The following is a 17777-nucleotide window of genomic DNA, read 5'->3' as shown; positions in this document are numbered from 1 at the left end:
ACCCTCAACCGCCAAACCACATCGCCGAGGACACTGACAATGACCGTTCGCGCGGGCCGGGAGTTTCTGGCCATCCCGGGACCCACCACGATGCCCGACGAGGTGCTGCAGGCGATGCACCGCCCGGCGCTCGACATCTACTCCAAGCAGATGGTCGAGCTGACCGACGGCATCATGTCCGATCTCGGCCGCCTGTTCGCGACCAAGGGCAAGACCTACATCTACATCGCCAACGGCCATGGCGCCTGGGAGGCCGTGCTCTCCAACGTGCTGTCGCGCGGCGACAAGCTGCTGGTGCTGGAGAGCGGCCGCTTCGCGATCGGCTGGGGCCATGCGGCGCGCGCGATGGGCGCCGAGGTCGAGGTTCTCAGGGGCGACTGGCGCCGCGCGGTGCGCCCGGCCGAGGTCGAGGCGCGGCTGCGCGCCGACAAGGAGCACACCATCAAGGCCATCGTGGTGGCGCAGATCGACACCGCCTCGGGCGTCGTCAACGATGTCGAGGCGATCGGCCGCGCCATCAAGGCCGCGGGCCATCCGGCGCTCTATATGGTCGACACCGTCGCCTCGCTCGGCTGCATGCCGTTCGAGATGGATGTCTGGGGCATCGACGTCGCGATGTCCGGCTCGCAGAAGGGCCTGATGACGCCGCCCGGCCTCGGCTTCGTCGCGGCCAACGACCGCGCGCTCGAGGCGCATAAGCGCGCCAACATGCGCACGCCCTATTGGGACTGGAGTGAGCGCGAGGGCGCCGAGCACTATCGCAAATATGGCGGCACCGCGCCGGTGCATCTGCTGTTCGCGCTGCGCCAGGCCATGGACATGCTGTTCGCGGAAGGGCTGCCGCATGCGTTCCGCCGCCATGCCCTGCTCGGCGAGGCCGTGCGCCGCGCGGTGGCGAAGTGGAGCGAGGGCCAGGTGATCGGCTTCAATATCGCAGACGCCGCGGAGCGTTCCAACACCGTGACCACGGTGCTGGTCGGCGGCGGCTATGATCCGGCCGTACTGCAGACCTACTGCAAGGAGCAGTGCGGCGTCGTGCTCGGCACCGGGATCGGCGACCTCCAGGGCCAGGCGTTCCGCATCGCCCATATGGGCCATGTCAACGCGCCGATGGTGCTGGGCACGCTCGGTGTGATCGAAATGGCGCTGGTGGCGTTGAAGATTCCGCATGGCCGCGGCGGCCTCGACGCCGCGATCCAATGGCTCGGCGAGAGCGTGACCCCGTAAAGGACGACATGACCGACAGCAGCACAAGTGCGCCGGTGGCGCCGCGCCGCCCTTATTCCTTCACCCGCCACGGCATCACCGTGAGCGACGATTATGCCTGGCTGAAGGATGCGCGATGGCAGGAGGTGCTGCACGATCCGTCGCTGCTCGACGCCGACATCCGCGCCTATCTCGAGGCCGAGAACGCCTATGCGGAATCCGTGCTCGGCCATACCGCACCGCTGCAGAAGAAGCTCGTCGCGGAGATGCGCGGCCGCATCAAGGAGGACGATTCCTCGGTGCCATCGCCGGACGGGCCCTACGCCTACTTCCGAAAGTACCGCGAGGGCGGCCAGCACGAGCTGTTCTGCCGCACGCCGCGCAACGGCGGGGCGGAGACCATCGGGCTCGACGGCGATGCTCTGGCGCGCGGGCATGAGTATTTCAAGTTCGGCGGCAGCCGGCATTCGCACGACCACAAGCTGGCCGCCTGGAGCGCCGACACCAAGGGCTCGGAATATTTCACGATCCGCGTCCGCGACTGGGACGGTGGAAACGATCTCGTCGATCTCGTCGAGGAGACCGACGGCGGCGTGGTGTGGTCGCGTGACTGCAAGAGCTTCTTCTACGTCAAGCTCGACGACAATCACCGCCCGATGCAGGTGTGGCGGCACAAGCTCGGCACCAACCAATCAGACGATTTGCTGGTCTATGAGGAGAAGGACACCGGCTGGTTCACCCATGTGCACGAGTCGACCTCCGGCCGGTTCTGCGTGATTGCCGGGGGCGACCATGAGACCTCGGAGCAGCGGCTGATCGATCTCGATGATCCCGATGCGCCGCCGCGTCTGGTCGCCGCGCGCGAGAACGGCGTGCAATATTCGATCGCCGATCGCGGCGACGAGCTGTTCATTCTCACCAATGCCGACGGCGCGATCGACTTCAAGATCGCGACCGCGCCGCTGGCCGCGCCCGAGCGCACCAACTGGCGCGACCTCATTCCGCATCGCGCCGGCATCTATGTGCTCGACCACGATCTCTATGCCGGCCATCTGGTGCGGCTGGAGCGCGCCAATGCGCTGCCGTCGATCGTGATCAGAGACCTGAAATCCGGCGAGGAACACGCGATCGCCTTCGACGAGGGCGCCTATTCGCTCGATGCGATGGGCTCCTACGAGTTCGACACCACCAACCTGCGCTTTGCCTATTCGTCGATGACGACGCCGTCGGAAGTGTGGGACTACGACATGGTGACGCGCGCGAAAACCTTGCGCAAGCGCCAGGAGATTCCGTCAGGGCACAATCCGGCCGACTACGTCACCACGCGCATCATGGCCAAGGCCCAGGATGGCGCCGAGGTGCCGGTGTCGCTGCTGCACCGGCGCGACTTCAAGGCCGACGGGTCAGCGCCGCTGCTGCTCTACGGCTACGGCTCCTACGGCCATGCGATGCCGGCGTCGTTCTCGGCCAACCGGCTGTCGCTGGTCGACCGCGGCTTCGTCTATGCCATCGCCCATATCCGCGGCGGCACCGACAAGGGCTGGGGCTGGTACCTCGACGGCAAGCGCGAGAAGAAGACCAACAGCTTTGACGATTTCTCAGCCTGTGCGCGGGCGCTGATCGCGGCCAACTACACCAGCGCGAAACGCATCGTCGGCCATGGCGGCAGCGCCGGCGGCATGCTGATGGGCGCGGTCGCCAACCGCGCGGGCGAGCTGTTCGCCGGCATCGTCGCCGAGGTGCCGTTCGTCGACGTGCTCAATACCATGCTCGACGACAGCCTGCCGCTGACGCCGCCGGAATGGCCCGAATGGGGCAACCCGATCGAGAGCGAGACGGACTTCCGCACCATCCTGTCCTACTCGCCCTACGACAACGTCGCCGCCAAGGAGTATCCCGCGATCCTCGCGATGGCCGGTCTCACCGACCCGCGCGTCACCTATTGGGAGCCGGCGAAGTGGATCGCCCGGCTGCGCGCGACGATGACCGGTGGCGGCCCTGTCGTGCTGCGCACCAACATGGGCGCCGGCCACGGCGGTGCGTCGGGCCGCTTCAACCGGCTCGACGAGGTCGCGATCGTCTATGCGTTCGCGCTGTGGGCGGTGGGCTTGGCGGATAGAAGCGCGTGAGCGCGGCGACTGACAGCAACAGCGAGATGTGTAGCGGGATCTCGCCCGACCAACAGTGTCGTCCCTGCGAACGCAGGGACCCATAGCCACCGTCCCCGGTTGTTCGGCAGGCTGGAGCTGCTTTCTTCGTAGTCACATCCGCCTGTGTTTATGGGTCCCGGCTCGAGGCCGGGACGACAGCGGAGTGTGTGGCCGGCTACCTGCCGTTCTTCGCGCGCCACGCCGCGAAATCGGCGGGGGTCTGCGGATCAGTGGCCGGATAGAGGCCGAGGATCGAGCGTCCCTGGGCGACCTGCTCGGCGACGAAATCCTCGAACGCGGTCATCTCGAACGTCTCCTCGGCGATCTCGTCGGCGAGATGGGCGGGGATGACGATGACGCCGTCGGAATCGCCGAGGATGACGTCACCGGGAAACACCGGCGCGTCGCCGCAGGCGATCGGGCCGTTGATCTCGATCGCATGATGCAGGGTGAGATTGGTCGGCGCGCTCGGGCGCTGATGAAACGCGGGGATGCCGAGCTTGGCGATCTCGGCCGCATCGCGAAACCCGCCATCGGTGACGACACCGGCGACGCCGCGCTGCTGCAGGCGGCTCACCAGGATCGCGCCGGCCGAGGCGGCGCGCGGATCCTTGCGGCTGTCCATCACCAGCACGGCGCCGGGCGGGCATTCCTCCACGGCCTTGCGCTGCGGATGGGCACGGTCGCGAAACACCTCGATGGTGTTGAGGTCCTCGCGCGCCGGGATATAGCGCAGGGTGAAGGCCTCGCCGACCATGGTCGGCTGCCCCGGATTGAGCGGGTGGACGTTCTGGATGCACTGGATGCGCAGGCCGCGCTTGAACAGCGCGGTGGCGACGGTCGCGGTCGAAACGGTCTTGAGCTTGTTGCGGGTGGCGGTGCTGAGTCTGGTCATGCGGTCGGTGCTCGCAGTTCTCCCCTCCCCCTTGCGGGGAGGGGTTGGGGGTGGGGGTCCACATCAACGGTGTCGCTTGGGGTACCCCCCTCCCCGACCCTCCCCCGCAAGGGGGGAGGGAGCGCACCGGGTGCGCGGAACAGCGCGGGCTAACGCGGCGCTATGAACTAATAAATCGCGGGCTCCCCGACCGCGGCGCCGAAGCCGGTCTCGAGGAAGTCGAAATCGCAGCCGTCATTGGCCTGCTTGATGTGGCGGGCGAACATCCAGCCATAGCCACGCTCGAAGCGCGGCGTTGGCGGTGTCCAGGCGGCGCGACGGCGCGCCAATTCGTCCTCAGGCACATCAAGATTGACTGTGCGCGCGGCGACGTCGAGCGTGATGCGGTCGCCGTTCTTCACCAGCGCCAGGGGACCGCCGACATAGGCCTCCGGCGCGACGTGCAGGATGCAGGCGCCATAGCTGGTGCCGCTCATGCGCGCGTCGGACAGCCGGACCATGTCGCGCACGCCCTCGCGCACGAGCTTGGTCGGGATCGGCAGCATGCCCCATTCCGGCATGCCCGGCCCGCCCTGCGGGCCGGCATTGCGCAGGATCAGCACGTGGTCGGCAGTGACGTCGAGCTCGGGATCGTCGATCGCCTTCTTCATCGAGGGATAGTCGTCGAACACCAGCGCCGGGCCGGTGTGCCTGAGGAAGCGCGGCTCGCAGGCGGAGGGCTTGATGACGCAGCCGTCCGGCGCAAGGTTGCCCTTCAGCACGGCGAGCGCGCCCTCGCGGTAGATCGGGTTGGATTGCGGGCGGATGACGTCGTCATTGTAGACGCCGGCGCCTGTGATGTTGTCGCCCAGCGTGCGGCCGTTGACGGTGAGGCAGTCGAGATGGAGATGCTCTTTCATCCGGCTCATCAGGCCGGGCAGCCCGCCAGCGTAATAGAAGTCCTCCATCAGATAGGTGTCGCCGCTCGGCCGGACATTGGCGAGCACCGGCACCTTGCGGCTCGCGGCCTCGAAATCGTCGAGGCCGATATCGGCGCCGGCGCGGCGTGCCTGCGCGATCACGTGGATGATCGCGTTGGTGGAGCAGCCCATCGCCATCGCGACCGCGATCGCATTCTCGAACGCTGGCCGCGTCTGAATCTTCGACGGCGTCAGGTCCTCCCACACCATCTCGACGACGCGGCGGCCGCATTCCGAGCTCATGCGGATGTGCTCGGCATCGGCGGCGGGAATCGACGAGGCGCCGGGCAAGGTCATGCCGATGGCTTCGGCGATCGCGGTCATGGTCGAGGCCGTGCCCATGGTCATGCAGGTGCCATGGCTGCGCGCGATGCCGGCCTCCATCGCATTCCAGTCGGCGTCCGACAGTTTTCCGGCGCGGCGCTCGTCCCAGTACTTCCAGGCATCGGAGCCGGAGCCGAGCGTCTTGCCCTTCCAATTGCCGCGCAGCATCGGTCCTGCGGGGAGATAGATCGCCGGCAGGTTCATGCTGGTGGCGCCGAGCAGCAGCGCCGGCGTGGTCTTGTCGCAGCCGCCCATCAGCACGACGCCATCGACGGGATGGCTGCGCAACAGTTCCTCGACGTCCATCGCCAGCATGTTGCGATAGAGCATCGTGGTCGGCTTCAACAGCGACTCCGACAGCGACAGCGCCGGCAGCTCGATCGGGAAGCCGCCGGCCATCAGCACGCCGCGCTTGACGTCGTCGACCCGCTGCTTGAAGTGCATGTGGCAGGGCTGCGCGTCGGACCAGGTGTTGATGATGGCGATGACCGGCCGGCCCTTCCACTCCTCCTGGGCGTAGCCCATCTGCATCACGCGCGAGCGATGGCCGAAGGAGCGGAGATCGTCGGGGGCGAACCAGCGCGCGCTGCGCAATTGATCGGGTTGCCTGCGCTCGCTCATGATTGCGTCCCCCAGGTCAGCACGGTCGTGCGCTCGATGGTGCGGAAGATCAGGTTCTCGACCACGAGGCCGATCACGATCACGGTCAAGAGGCCGGCGAAAACGGCCGGAATCTCCAGCAAATTGCGGTTCTCGAAGATGAACCAGCCAAGGCCGCCCTGCCCCGAGGAGACGCCGAACACCAGCTCGGCCGCGATCAGGGTGCGCCACGCAAACGCCCAGCCGATCTTGAGGCCGGTGAGGATGGCACCGAAGGCCGCGGGAATCAGGATGCGAATGACGTAGGAAAGGCCGCTCAGCTCGTAGTTCCGGCCGACCATGCGCAGCGTGTTGGACACGCTCTTGAAGCCGGAATGGGTGTTGAGCGCGACCGGCCACAGCACCGAATGGATCAGCACGAAGACGAGGCTGCCGCTGCCGAGCCCGAACCAGATCAGCGCCAGCGGCAGCAGCGCGATCGCCGGCAGCGGGTTGAACATCGCCGTGACGGTCTCGAGGAAATCGGTGCCGATGCGGGTCGATATCGCGAGCACGGTCAGGATGGCCGCCAGCGTAATGCCGGCGGCATAGCCCATGAACAGCACCTTCAGCGAGGTCCAGGCGCGCATCGGAATGGTGCCGTCGCGGACCTTCTCCCAGAGCGCGACGATGGTGTCGGAGAAGGTCGGGAACAGCAGCGGATTGTCGAGATAGCTGCCGTAGGCCTGCCAGATCGCGGCCAGCACGACGATGATCAGGGTCTTGCGCACGAAGCCGTCGTTCCAGAGCAGCTCGAGCATGCTGAGCTTGCGCTCGACCTCGGCCGGGGACGCGCTCGCCGCAGCCGTGTCGCGCAGGATGATCTTTGCGTCAGCCATGGGAGCGGCCCTCAATGTGCCGTTGCGGGTTCAGAAAACAGGAGATCATGGATCTGCTTCTCCAGGCGTGCGGCACTGCCATCCTCGGCCGAGACCTTGTCAACGTCGATGACCTCGGCCTTGACCCGCCCCGGATGCGGCGACAGCAACAGGATGCGGTTGCCGATCTTGATGGCTTCCGCGATCGAATGCGTGACGAACAGCACCGTGAACTTGGTCTCGTTCCAGAGCTGCAACAGCTCGTCCTGGCAGGTCCGCCGCGTCAGCGCGTCGAGCGCCGCGAACGGCTCGTCCATCAAGAGAATGTCCGGCTCCATCGCCATGCCCCTGGCGATCGCGACGCGCTGCTTCATACCGCCCGACAGCGTATGCGGATAGGCATCGACGACGCGCGTCAGCCCGACCTTCTCGATATAGGCGCGGGCTCGGCTCTCGGCCTCCTTGCGCGGCATGCGCCGCGCCGTCAGCAGCGGGAACATCACGTTGGCGAGCACGGTCTTCCACGGCAGCAGCTGGTCGAACTCCTGGAAGATCATCATGCGGTCGGCGCCGGGACCGGTGATCTCGCGGCCGTTGATGCGCATCCGACCCTCGCTCGGCTTGATGTAGCCACCGACCGCCTTCAGCAGGGTCGACTTGCCGCAGCCGGACGGTCCGAGCAGCACGAAGCGATCGGAGCGGTCGACGGAGAAGCCGACGCGTTCGGTCGCCGTGATCACGGCGCTGGAGGTCTTGTAGCGCAAAGTGACGCCATCGACATCGAGCAGCGCAGACATCAGTTGCCCTTCAGATCATGCGCGACCGGCAGATAGTAGTCGGTCCAGGCCTTGGGCTGGGTCTTGATGGTGCCGATCTTGGCGAGATGCGCGGCGAACTTCATCGTGCCCTGCGGCTCCAGATTCCACTCCATCATGCCGGGCTCCTTGAGCCAAGCGAGCAGATCCTCGACCGAGGTCTTGTCGCCGGTGATCTCCTTGTAGATCTCCACCGCCGTCCGGGTATCGCTGCGGATCAGGTCTTGCGCCTCCTTGGTGGCGTCGCGGACCGCCTGGATGATCTTGGGGTTAGCGTCCGCGAACTTCGTCGTGGTGAAGAACTGCGCCTGGCTGAGCGGTCCACCCATCACGTCGGGCGAATTCATCACGACGTGCGCGCCGGGGACGTTCTTCAATTCGAGGAACGTATAGGGCGGGATCGAGAAATGGTTGTGCACCTCGTGCTGCGGGTTCGACAGCGCCGTATAGGCGTCGGGGTGACCGAGCTGCACGGTGTTGGCGTCGAGCTTGTTCCACTGATCGGCGCCGAACGCCTCGGCGGCCGCGATCTGCAGCACGATGGCCTGGGTCGAGACCTTGACGGTCGGCACCGCGATCTTGTCGGTGGGACCGAAGTCCTTGATCGACTTGATGTTGGGATCGCGGCTGATCAGGGTCATCGGCTGTGCCGAGGTCGCGACGATACCCTTCACGCCGCCGCGGGTACGGTCCCACAACAACAGCAGATTGCCGGTGCCGGTGTTGAGAATGTCGACGCTGCCCGATAGCAGCGCATCGGTCTGCGCGCCGCCGCCGGAGAAGGTCAGCCATTTGGTGGTGACGCCGGGCGCGCCAAGCGCGGCAGCATGCTTCTCGATCAGCTTGTTCTTCTCGATGATGTGGCTCGGCATGTAGAAGATGCCGGGCTGGCGCGACAGCGAGACCTCGGTCTTCTGCTGGGCCTGTGCGGCGTCATTCCAGGCCGCCGCGACCAGCAGCGCGACCAGCAGGCCGGCGGCTCGTGCGGCCGAGCGCCCGAACTTCTCGAACATGGGACATCCCTCCTTGCGTGCCGGCTCCTTCTTGACGGCCGACGGAGAGATGCACTAATGCATTAGTGCATCTCTGACAAGGGCTGTTCTGCCCTGCGACATTCGAGCCGGACGTCCGACCAAATGGCATTGCCCGCGACGCCTGCTGCGGTTCTCCCGCCCGAACGGCTCGATCCGAGCCGGCGCGCGGCACCGCAGGTCTTCGAGCGGTTGCGCGACCAGATCATCGCGCTGGCGCTGCCGCCGGGAGCGCCATTGTCGCGGCCGGCGCTGCAAGCCGAGTTCGGCCTCAGCTCGACACCGATCCGGGACGCGCTGATGCGGCTGGCCGAAGAGGGCCTGGTCGACGTCTTCCCGCAGCATGCGACCCTGGTCAGCCGCATCGACGTGGCTCGCGCGCAGCAGGCGCAGTTCCTGCGCCAGGCGCTGGAGCTCGAGATCGTGCGGCTGCTCGCGCTGACACCGGCGGCGGCCCCGATCGACGAGCTGCATGCCCTGATCGCCCAGCAGAGACGGTTCGCCAAGGACGGCAACTTCACCTCGTTCACGATCGTCGACAACGCATTCCACGAGCGGCTCTACACCGCCGCGGACAAGCACGAGCTGTGGAGTCTGGTCCGCAGCCGCAGCGGTCACATCGACCGGCTGCGCCGGCTGCATCTGCCTTCGCCCGGCAAGGCGCAGACCATCCTGCGCCACCACAAGCAGATCGTCGACGCGATCGCCGCGGGCCGGCCGGACGAGGCGCAGACGCATCTGCGCGAGCACCTGACCGGCACGCTGAGCGACCTCGCGACCATTCGCGGCCGCTGGCCGGACTATCTCAGCGGCTAGCGGCCCGCCCAATCGGAGGACGTAAGCGGTGTCACGCCGCACCCCGGCATGTCGCTCCTGTGGCCACTCCGTCCCGTGCAGGTCCGCATCGTCTCCCACCCGTCGCGCCGCCCAGGATCGTAGACCTTAGACATGTGCTCAAATATTGTGCACTCAGTGCGACTGCCCTCGCCGGGACGAGGCGATTGTGAAGCGCTCCGCGCTATGCAACTACGGCGCGAGCGCCTCGAATGCAGGCACGGCGCCCGGATGGTCTACCCTTCGCCCGCACGGGACATCGATCACCGCGTCCCATCCTGCATGTGACTTGCGCGGCGAAGCGCTTGCGGCGCGCCGCGAATTGGGCAAAACCTTTACAACTGACCGTTGGTCTTGCTGCCAGCCAATCGGGAGATGCGGAGCGTGGCGAAGATTCTGGTCGTGGACGACGATCCGCTCATGCAGCTGACAATTCAGCGCGTGCTCGAACGGGCCGGTCACGTCGTCGGCATCGCCGGTGACGGCCAGAAGGCGCTCGTCCGCTTCAAAAGCGAGAGCTTCGACCTGGTGATCCTGGACATCTTCATGCCGGGCATGGACGGGCTGGAGGCGATGCGCATGATCCTCAAGCAAACGCCGGGTGTTCCGATCATCATGACCTCGGGACGTCCCCACACCCCGACCTCGATGTCAGAGCCCGACTATCTTGCCATGGCCACCAAGCTGGGAGCGGTTTCCGCATTGCCCAAGCCGTTCAAGCCGGCAGCCCTCCTGACGATGGTTTCCGATTGCCTGGCATCGGCAGGCGATCAGGCTACTCGACCCAGGCCAGGCCACGATGCTGTTCCGAACTCCTGACAGCCGAAGCGAAGAGCCCCTGCTGAGCGGCGCGCAGCCCGCGAGCGAGGGTCCGCGGCTCGGCGGCCGCATCACGCTGACGACGCGACTGGCTGTCGCGATGATCCTGCTGGTCGCGATCGCGGTGTTCGCCGTCGGCTGGCTCGGCTACCGCAGCCTCGAGCGGGCGCTGCTGCCGCGCGCGCTCGATCGAATCGAGTCGCATTCGCGCTTGATGGCGACCGAGCTCGAAAACTATGTCGGCGGCGCCCGCAACGACATCAACGGCTATCGCGCCTCGCCAAATCTGGCAACGTTGATACGCACGCTGAAGACGGGGGCTCCCGATCCCCGCGAAGGGCTGCCGGCGCAGTCGTGGCGCGAGCGGGTCGCAATGCGCTACTTCGCCGAGCTGCAGGCCAAGCAGACCTACGCGATGATCCGCCTTGTCGGGATCGAGAACAATTATCGCGAGCTGCTCCGGGTCGACCGGCTCGGGCCGGGCAACACGGTGCGGATCGTTCCGGAGAACGAGCTGATCACGCGCGGCGAACGCAACTACATCAAGGAGACGCTGAGCCTGCCGCCCGGCGGCATCCGACTCTCGCCGATCATTCTCGACGGCAACACGACGGATCCCAAGACAGGCGTGCCGATGCTGTGCGTCGGCACGCCGGTGTTCGCGCCGGACGGCAAGCCGTACGCGATCCTGATGATCGATCTCGACATGCGCCCGATCTTCGCGCATCTGCGCGCCGCGGCCCGGCCGGGCGCCCAGCTCTACCTGGTGAACGCCCGCGGCGACTATCTCTTCCATCCCGAATCCGACCGGGAATTCGCCTCCAAGCGCGGCCGATCGACGCGATGGCAGGACGATTTTCCGACGCTCGCCGGCGCGACGGGCAGCGCCGAAGGTTTCGCGCAGATCCTGCACGACGAGGCCGATCGTCCCGGCGGCGTCGCCTTCGCTCCGGCGCTGCTCGCGGGACAGGAATGGGTGGCGGTGATCGAGACGATCCCGAACACCGCCTTCATGGCGCCCGCCCTCGCCATCCGCAAGACGGCGATCGAGGTCGGCCTGATCGCGATGCTGTGCGCAGCCGCGCTCGCCTTCGTGGTCGCGCGCTCGCTGACGCGGCCGATCAACCAGCTGACCCAGGCCGTCGAGGGCGTGGGCCGCGGCGAGGCGGTGAACATTCCGCTCGAGGCGGTCGGCGAGACCGGCGTGCTGGCGCGCGCCTTTGCCCGCGTGCTGGACGAGGTTCGCACCAAGACCGCCGAGCTCGAGCGCGAAGTCCAGGAGCATTACCTGACCGAAGCGGCGCGCGACCATTTCGCCGCCCGCGAACGGCTCTACAGTGCAGCGGTGGAATCGTCGAACGACGCGATCGTGACGCTGTCGCTGGACGGCACCATCACTGCGTGGAATCCGGCAGCCGAGGCCATGCTGGGCTACTCCGCCGAGGAGGCCGTGGGCCACCGTGCGGATTTCCTCGTGCCGCCAGAGCGCATGGCCGAGGCCCAGGACATTCTGGCGCGCATGGCCCGCGGCGAGCGGATCCAGCACTTCGAGACGGTGCGGATCCGCAAGGACGGTGAGCTGGTCCAGGTCTCGCTCAGCGTCTCGCCGATCAAATCACCGACGGGCCAGATCATCGGCGCCTCCAAGATCGCACGCGACGTCACCGAGAGCCGCCGGACCGAGCTGGCGCTGCGCCAGCAGACCGAGGAGCGGCGGCGCATCTTCGAGACGTCGCGGGACCTGATCCTCATCACCGACCGCAATGGCATCCTGGTCCAGGTCTCACCGAGCGTGGAGACGATTCTCGGCTATACGCCGGCCGAGATGATCGGCCGCAGCGGCGCGGATTTCATCCACTCCGGCGATCTGCTCAAAGCACGCGAGGAGCTTCGCGCCTCGCGCCTCGGCCTGCGCGCACGCACCTCCGACTGCCGTTACGTCCACAAGGACGGCCGCGTGGTGACGCTGTCTTGGACCTCGAACTGGTCGGAGCCGGTGCAGCGCCACTTCTTCATCGGGCGCGACATGACCGAGAGCCGGCTGGCGCAGGAGACGCTGCGGGAGAGCGAGCAGCTCGCCCGCAACATCATCGAGACCGCGCTCGATGCCTTCGTCCAGGTCGACGACAACGGCGCCATTCTCAACTGGAACTCCCAGGCCGAGAAGATCTTCGGCTGGTCGCGCGCCGAGATCATCGGCAAGGACGTGTTCGACGTGATCACGGTCGGGGACGTCGGCGAGGAGCTGCGCGAGGCGCTCGGCCGCATCCTGATGACCGGACAAGCGAGCGCGCTCGGGGTCGGCCGTCGGCGCGAGGTCATGGTGAAGCGGCGCGACGGCCGCGAGTTCAAGGCCGAGCTCAGCGTGACCGCGCTGAAGACCCGCAACGGCTTCGTGCTGAACGGCTTCTTCCGCGACCTCACCGACAAGATCGCGACCGAGGAGCGGATCCGCCAGTCCGAGAAGATGGAGGCGATCGGCCAGCTCACCGGCGGCATCGCGCACGACTTCAACAACATCCTCACCGTGATCACCGGCACAATCGAGATTCTCGCCGCGGCCGTGGCCAAGGAGCCGCAGCTCGCCGCGATCACCAGGATGATCGACGAGGCCGCCGCGCGCGGTGCCGATCTCACCCAGCATCTGCTCGCCTTTGCGCGCCGGCAGCCGCTGCAGCCGCGCGAGGTCGACGTCAACACGCTCATGATCGACACGGCCAAGCTGCTGCGGCCGACGCTCGGAGAGCAGATCGAGATCGAGTCCGTCTTCCAGGACGAGACCTGCGTGGCGCATGTCGATCCGAACCAGCTCGCCACGGCGGTCATCAACCTCGCGCTCAATGCCCGCGACGCGATGCTGAATGGCGGCAAGCTCATCCTGGAGACCGGCTGGGCCGACCTCGACGAGAACTACGCAAGTCTCTACGACGACGTGCGGCCCGGTCGCTACGCGATGATCGCGGTGAGCGATAGTGGCAGCGGCATTCCGGCCGCCATCATCGACAAGGTGTTCAATCCGTTCTTCACCTCGAAGGGGCCGGGCAAGGGGACGGGCCTCGGATTGTCGATGGTGTACGGCTTCGTGAAGCAATCGGCCGGACACATCAGGATCTACAGCGAAGAAGGCCACGGCACCACGATCCGGATGTACCTGCCGCCGGGCAGCGAAGAGGCGGTCACGGAGCCATCGGGCGCCGCGCCGGCGATCCAGGGCGGCCAGGAGACGATCCTGGTGGTGGAGGACGATCGGCTGGTGCGCGGCTACGTTCTCGCCCAGCTCCATGCGCTGGGCTATGCGACGCTGGAGGCGGCCAATGCCGCCGAAGCGCTGGCGATCACCAATGCTGGAGAGCCGTTCGATCTGCTCTTCACCGACATCATCATGCCGGGGACGATGAACGGCCGTCAGCTCGCATCCGAGATCCAGCGGATTCGCCCGGCGCAGCGGGTCCTATTCACCTCCGGCTACACCGAAAATGCCGTGGTGCATCACGGCCGGCTCGACGAGGGAATTCTTCTGCTGCCGAAACCGTACCGCAAATCCGAGCTCGCCAAGATGATCCGCAAGGCGCTCGCCGCCACCGAGGCTTGAGCAATGCGGCTTGAGCAATGCGGCTTGACCATGCGGCCTGACCAACGTGGCCTGGCGCTTGCCATTGCCGCTGCTCCAGAGCGAGGCCACCTGCGGCGGCCCGGCCATCGGCTCAATTGGCGCGCGACGCCGTCATCACGATACGGATCAGATCGGCCGCGTTGCGCGCGCCGAGCTTCTTCATGATGTTGGCGCGGTGATCCTCGATCGTGCGCGGGCTGATGCCCAGCGTGCGCCCCGCCTCCTTGTTCGAGGCCCCCGCCGTGAACTGTTCCAGGACCTCGCGCTCGCGCCGCGTCAGCGGCTCGCGGCCGGGGAAATGCAGCGAGCCGATCTTCGGCGAGGCGTTCTCCTTCTGCCGCCGCGCGAACGCGCCGATCGCCTCGTTCAGACGGGCCACGATCTCACTGCCGCGGAACGGCTTCTCGATGAAGTCGAGCGCCCCGTTCTTGATCGCGTTCACGGCCATCGGGATGTCGCCCTGGCCCGAGATCATGAAGATCGGAGCCGGATAGTCCTCGCCGTGCAGTTCCCTGAGAATGTCGAGACCCGACTTTCCGGGGATGTGCACGTCGAGCAGGATACAGGCCGGTGTCCTGCTCCGCGCCACCGCCAGGAGCGCGGCGCCGTCCGCAAAACAGATCACTTCATACCCACCCGCCGACAAGACCATCGAGAGGGTGTCACGCACGGCTGGATCGTCATCGACGACAAAGATCTCACCGCGGGAAGTTGTTTGTTCGGCCATGGGCGATTGCTCTTGCAAAGGAGAAGAAACAATGAAAGCGCGTCTTATGATACCATACTCGTCGGGTGCTTTGGGCACCCGTATTTGTACGGTTTATGATCCTAACCCACAAGTAGTAGCTGCAGATCGGTGACCGCCTTCACGAGACCACGATCTGGACACGATCTCAAGGCAGCCGTCGTGAGCGGCATGCTGCTTTGCAAAACACATCAACGTCGACAGCGTCATGATCGACATCAAGCTCTGATCGCATCGGCGTTGCCCGCTTGCACCACGCCGAACGGGCATGCTCGGTGCCAGACCAGTGCACGGCTCTTGCCACGAAAATCTGCACGGCATTTGACACAAGACGTGCAGCCGTCAGTCGGCCCTTGCCCTCGTCTTGATCAGAAATCGGCGGTATTTGGACGTTGCACAGGATGTGCACTCTGGACCGCGGCTTGTGCCGATGTAGGTCTCTCAGGACCGATGCTTCGCGGCAACACTTTCGGCTGCGACGCCGCCCCAGGTGTGAACCACGGGCAGGCCGAGCGCAGTCTTGCCGAGATTGGCAAGGCAGATGCGCAGCGCCGCCAGATCGACCGGCTTCGGCAGACTCTGCAGGTCGATCCCGAGCGAGCGCGCGAACAGCCGGGCCTCAATTCGCTTCGCCGCATCCATGCCGCTGATCACGATCACGGAACCGGCGAAGCGGGTATCTGCGATGACCTTGAGGACCTCGGTCCCGTCGCCATCCTCGAGCATGAGATCGAGCGTCACGCAGTCGAAGCGCTTGTTGCGCACCTCGCGGATCGCGTCGCTGCAGGTGGCCGCGACCGTCACGGCATGGCCGGCCTGCTTGGCCGCCAGCGCGATCAGCGTCCGCTGCGCGGCGTCGTCGTCGACGACCAAGAGCTGCAACGCGCGCCGTTCGCCATCGTCCGCGCGCTCCGGCCGGCTGGGTGCAACTTCCGAACTCATGACCGTCATTGGTCGTTCCTGGAAAATTTGACCGAGGTCATTGTCATACACGTCCGACCCTGCGGCGGCGTAAAGCGGTTCTCCGAAAAACGGCTCCCGGCCTTAGGACTTGCGCGGGATCCGGGGCGGCGCGTCTCCTCGTCGCTTCGCGCGCGGAAGCTTCCCGAGCGGTGGTCGAGCAATGCGCCGCGCTGCCGGAAGGCGAATTAGTTGACGGTCGTTTCCTGGCCGCCGGAAGCGTTGCCACGCTTCTTCTTGTTCTTTCCCTTGATGAACTGGATGTCCATCTCGGAGCCGTTGACCCGAACCAACTCGCAGCGGCGGTAGGCGAGCCCCGTCGAGGACAGCAGCAGAAAGAACTCCTTCAGGTTCAATCCCTGGATCGATCCTTCGACCGTCAGCACCGCGTCGTTGTCCGAGATGGCGTTGAGCTGGCAGTCCCTGCGCCAGGTCCCGTCGATGCCCATGATGCAGACATCGTAGCCGCGGCTGAAGGTGACGCGCTCCGTACCTTTGTTCTCGTCAGACATCTTCGCGTCCTGCTCTGTTGGGCTGCGGGAACATCTAGTTGCCCGCGGCCGCGATCCTGGGCATTCCCGGAGCGGGCGCCTTCGCCGCGGAAGCGATCCCGCTCGGGCGATACAGGCCACGCCGGTCCGTGAGCGGCTTGAACACGTCGGTGAGGCCGACGACGGTCTCCGCAGCACCGAGTACGAGGAAGCCGTCCGGCTCCATCTGCTTGGCGAGCCGGCCGAAAATGTTGATCTTGGTGTCCTGATCGAAATAGATCAGCACGTTGCGGCAGAACACGACGTCGAACGTGCCGAGCTGGGAGAAGTCGTGCAGCAGATTGAGCTGCCGATGCTGGACCATGCCGCGCACGTCGGAATTGATCTGCCAGAGCTCGCCTGCCTGCTTGAAATATTTGACCAGAAGCTGGATCGGCAGCCCGCGCTGCACCTCGAACTGGCTGTAGAGACCCGCTTTCGACTTCTCGAGCACTTCCTGGGAGAGATCGGTGGCGATGATCTCGATGCGCCATCCACTGAGCGCAGATCCCATCTCCTTGAGCGACATCGCCAGCGAATACGGCTCCTGGCCGGTCGAGCACGCGGCGCACCAGATCCGGATCGACTTGCGATTGGCGCGGGCCTTGAGGAGCTCCGGCATGATCACGTCACGGAAGTGATCGAACGGGACCTTGTCGCGGAAGAAGAACGTCTCGTTGGTCGTCATCGCTTCGACGACCTGGCTGATCAGGGCGCTCGACCCGTCCTTCAGCTTCTGGACGAGATCGCTGATGCTGGCGAGACCGGCCTTGCGCGCGAGCGGAAGCAGGCGGCTCTCGATCAGATATTGCTTGTCGGCAGACAGATCGAGACCCGATTTGTCTCGAAGCAGCTTGCGCAGGAACTCATAATCAGGCTGGTTCACGGACGGCCTCTTCTGGGCAGACGAAGGGATCAGGCGGATTCGGCTGACAGCGCCTGGATGAGACCGACTTCCTGGAATTTGGCGGCGACAATCTCTTTGTCGAACGGCTTCATGATGTATTCGTTGGCGCCAGCGTTCAGCGCGCGCGAAATATGATCGATGTCGTTCTCCGTGGTGCAGAACACCACCTTCGGGCCTTCGCCGCCCGGCAGCCGGCGCAGGCGCCCGAGGAAATCATAGCCGTCCATGACGGGCATGTTCCAGTCGAGCAGAATGGCGTCCGGCAGGCTCTTGGTGCAGATCTCGAGCGCCCGCTCGCCATCCTCCGCCTCGACGACGGAGAAGCCCAGCTCCTCCAGGATACGGCGTGCGATCTTGCGCACGACGCTGGAGTCATCCACGACCAGACAGCTCTTCATTGTTGTCTCCCCTATGGGACGGTTGACGGACTAGGCGGCGATTGCTGCCTTCGGCAGGAGCTCGAGCACGCGATCGACATCGAGGATGACCATCAGCTGACCGTCGAGGCGGTGCACGCCGCCGGCGAGCTTCG

At 65.8% G+C, this 17777-nt stretch carries 15 protein-coding genes and 1 pseudogene; 5 read left to right on the top strand and 11 right to left on the bottom strand.

Annotation, left to right across the window (positions count from 1 at the left end):
- The first annotated feature begins 39 nt into the window (after nt 1–39).
- The gene (locus tag QX135_RS29525; protein WP_315781483.1) at nt 40–1227 is read left to right on the top strand and encodes a pyridoxal-phosphate-dependent aminotransferase family protein; all 1188 of its coding nucleotides are present in this window, start codon (nt 40–42) and stop codon (nt 1225–1227) included.
- An 8-nt stretch (nt 1228–1235) separates the two neighbouring features.
- Nucleotides 1236–3335 carry a S9 family peptidase gene (locus QX135_RS29520; RefSeq protein ID WP_315781486.1) on the top strand — a complete coding sequence of 700 codons (2100 nt, stop codon included), beginning with the start codon at nt 1236–1238 and terminating at the stop codon, nt 3333–3335.
- A gap of 196 nt (nt 3336–3531) precedes the next feature.
- Here the strand turns inward: QX135_RS29520 and QX135_RS29515 are convergent, their stop codons facing one another.
- The 5 genes from QX135_RS29515 to QX135_RS29495 all read right to left on the bottom strand — a co-directional run bounded on the left by QX135_RS29515 (nt 3532) and on the right by QX135_RS29495 (nt 8819).
- Nucleotides 3532–4251, bottom strand: coding sequence for a ribonuclease activity regulator RraA (locus tag QX135_RS29515; protein WP_316178949.1), 720 nt, complete (start codon nt 4249–4251; stop codon nt 3532–3534).
- A gap of 167 nt (nt 4252–4418) precedes the next feature.
- Nucleotides 4419–6155: an L-arabinonate dehydratase gene (gene araD, locus QX135_RS29510; protein ID WP_316178947.1), complete on the bottom strand. Its 1737-nt coding sequence runs from the start codon at nt 6153–6155 to the stop codon at nt 4419–4421.
- Nucleotides 6152–7012: an ABC transporter permease gene (locus QX135_RS29505; RefSeq protein ID WP_316178945.1), complete on the bottom strand. Its 861-nt coding sequence runs from the start codon at nt 7010–7012 to the stop codon at nt 6152–6154. The genes araD and QX135_RS29505 overlap by 4 nt, the downstream gene beginning before the upstream one ends.
- 11 nt (nt 7013–7023) lie before the next feature.
- Nucleotides 7024–7788, bottom strand: a complete 765-nt coding sequence (locus QX135_RS29500) for an ABC transporter ATP-binding protein (RefSeq protein ID WP_015663656.1) — start codon at nt 7786–7788, stop codon at nt 7024–7026.
- The gene (locus tag QX135_RS29495; RefSeq protein WP_316178944.1) at nt 7788–8819 is read right to left on the bottom strand and encodes an ABC transporter substrate-binding protein; all 1032 of its coding nucleotides are present in this window, start codon (nt 8817–8819) and stop codon (nt 7788–7790) included. The genes QX135_RS29500 and QX135_RS29495 overlap by 1 nt, the downstream gene beginning before the upstream one ends.
- Before the next feature lie 123 nt (nt 8820–8942).
- On the opposite strand from QX135_RS29495, the gene QX135_RS29490 reads away from it, so the two are divergent.
- The 3 genes from QX135_RS29490 (at nt 8943) to QX135_RS29480 (ending at nt 14082) form a co-directional block, all read left to right on the top strand.
- Nucleotides 8943–9653 carry a GntR family transcriptional regulator gene (locus QX135_RS29490; RefSeq protein WP_315773920.1) on the top strand — a complete coding sequence of 237 codons (711 nt, stop codon included), beginning with the start codon at nt 8943–8945 and terminating at the stop codon, nt 9651–9653.
- Between the two features lie 402 nt (nt 9654–10055).
- Nucleotides 10056–10490 carry a response regulator gene (locus QX135_RS29485; protein ID WP_315777231.1) on the top strand — a complete coding sequence of 145 codons (435 nt, stop codon included), beginning with the start codon at nt 10056–10058 and terminating at the stop codon, nt 10488–10490.
- On the top strand, nt 10471–14082 hold the full coding sequence (locus QX135_RS29480) for a PAS domain S-box protein (protein WP_316178942.1): 3612 nt from the start codon (nt 10471–10473) through the stop codon (nt 14080–14082). The genes QX135_RS29485 and QX135_RS29480 overlap by 20 nt, the downstream gene beginning before the upstream one ends.
- Nucleotides 14083–14194: 112 nt before the next feature.
- Here QX135_RS29480 and QX135_RS29475 read toward each other — a convergent pair whose 3' ends face one another.
- From QX135_RS29475 to QX135_RS29450, 6 genes and pseudogenes are all read right to left on the bottom strand, one after another.
- A complete protein-coding gene (locus tag QX135_RS29475) occupies nt 14195–14830 on the bottom strand; it encodes a response regulator transcription factor (protein ID WP_315717165.1) in 636 nt (211 codons plus the stop codon).
- Nucleotides 14831–15289: 459 nt separating this feature from the next.
- The gene (locus QX135_RS29470) at nt 15290–15799 is read right to left on the bottom strand and encodes a response regulator (protein ID WP_316178940.1); all 510 of its coding nucleotides are present in this window, start codon (nt 15797–15799) and stop codon (nt 15290–15292) included.
- Between the two features lie 197 nt (nt 15800–15996).
- Nucleotides 15997–16320, bottom strand: coding sequence for a PilZ domain-containing protein (locus QX135_RS29465; RefSeq protein ID WP_315757215.1), 324 nt, complete (start codon nt 16318–16320; stop codon nt 15997–15999).
- A gap of 34 nt (nt 16321–16354) precedes the next feature.
- Entirely contained in the window at nt 16355–17224 is an 870-nt protein-coding gene (locus tag QX135_RS29460; RefSeq protein WP_316162517.1) for a protein-glutamate O-methyltransferase CheR, read from the bottom strand.
- 29 nt (nt 17225–17253) lie between these two features.
- The gene (locus tag QX135_RS29455; RefSeq protein ID WP_315716971.1) at nt 17254–17643 is read right to left on the bottom strand and encodes a response regulator; all 390 of its coding nucleotides are present in this window, start codon (nt 17641–17643) and stop codon (nt 17254–17256) included.
- Nucleotides 17644–17673: 30 nt separating this feature from the next.
- Nucleotides 17674–17777: pseudogene (locus QX135_RS29450) on the bottom strand (chemotaxis protein CheW); the annotation flags it as partial.

The organism is Bradyrhizobium sp. SZCCHNR1098, from assembly GCF_032489375.1.
Classification (GTDB): Bacteria; Pseudomonadota; Alphaproteobacteria; order Rhizobiales; family Xanthobacteraceae; genus Bradyrhizobium.
The sequence above is the reverse complement of the archived record's forward strand: the minus strand, read 5'-3'. Positions and strand labels throughout refer to the sequence as shown.